Source organism: Pseudomonas abyssi, from assembly GCF_002307495.1.
GTDB lineage: Bacteria > Pseudomonadota > Gammaproteobacteria > Pseudomonadales > Pseudomonadaceae > Halopseudomonas > Halopseudomonas abyssi.
Window position 1 is genome coordinate 1 of record NZ_NTMR01000057.1, and the last position, 1,296, is coordinate 1,296.

Consider the following 1,296-nt stretch of genomic DNA (forward strand, 5'->3'; position numbering starts at 1 on the left):
CTGGCAGCGCTACTTTTTTATCGGAATCGCGGTAGTGGTCTCGATTTTTCTGATCAAGCTGATCCTTGAAAATCGTCATAAAGGAGAAGCCATCGCTTACAGTCTTATCCTCGGTGGCGCCATGGGCAACCTGATTGACCGGGTCTTTCGCGGCTATGTTGTGGATTCCTTTGATTTCTATTGGCGAGACTGGCATTGGCCGGCCTTCAACCTGGCTGATATTGCAATTGTCCTCGGTGCCTTACTTTTCGTTTCCAGCAGCTTGTTGGGTAAAAAAGCAAACACCAATGCCGAGTCGGATGGATCTGACTGACACCTACGCCTATACAACACCATGACCGAACTTCCCGACAACATCCTTCACCTGCCGCAATACCAAGTACTGGGCTGCAAATCAACCGACGACGAAATGCACTTCCAGGTGGACGTGCCCGATCCCATCGCCTGCGAGGAATGCGGCGTGCAGGGTGAGTTCGTACGGTTCGGCAAGCGTGACGTTCCCTATCGTGATCTGCCCATCCACGGCAAGCGGGTCACTCTCTGGGTGGTCCGCCGCCGATACACCTGCCGGGCCTGCAAGACAACATTCAGGCCCCAGCTACCGGAGATGGTGGACGGATTCCGTATGACACTGCGGCTGCATGAGTACGTGGAGAAGGAATCCTTCAACCACCCCTACACCTTTGTGGCGGCACAGACCGGCCTGGACGAGAAGACGGTGCGCGACATCTTCAACGCCCGCGCCGAGTTCCTGGGGCGCTGGCACCGCTTCGAGACGCCCCGCATCCTGGGCATTGACGAGCTATACCTGAACAAGCGCTACCGCTGCATTCTGACCAACATTGAGGAGCGAACCCTGCTCGACCTGCTGGCCACCCGCCGCCAGGACGTGGTGACCAACTACCTGATGAAGCTGAAAGACCGGCAGAAGGTCGAGATCGTCAGCATGGACATGTGGAACCCCTACCGGGCAGCGGTCAAGGCTGTGCTGCCCCAGGCCCGTATCGTGGTCGATAAGTTCCATGTGGTGCGCATGGCCAACGATGCCCTAGAGAGAGTGCGCAAGGGCCTCAGAAAGGAGCTGAAACCGTCCCAGAGCCGGACTCTCAAGGGAGACCGGAAAATCCTGCTGAAACGCGCTCACGAAGTCTCAGACCGGGAGCGCCTCATCATGGAGACCTGGACAGGCGCGTTCCCGCAACTGCTGGCCGCCTACGAGCACAAGGAGCGCTTCTACGGCATCTGGGACGCCACCACACGGCTCCAGGCAGAAGCCGCCCTGGACGAGTGGATAGC

2 protein-coding genes are annotated in these 1,296 nt (G+C 58.1%); both read left to right on the forward strand.

The genetic code is table 11. The features are described from left to right. Positions 1–313 (forward strand): signal peptidase II (gene lspA, locus CNQ84_RS20165; RefSeq protein WP_096006535.1); only part of this gene is annotated, 313 nt, incomplete at its 5' end. Positions 314–334: 21 nt separating this feature from the next. Continuing rightward, the coding region (locus CNQ84_RS20170) for an ISL3-like element ISPpu12 family transposase (RefSeq protein ID WP_096006536.1) at positions 335–1,296 on the forward strand (962 nt) is incomplete at its 3' end.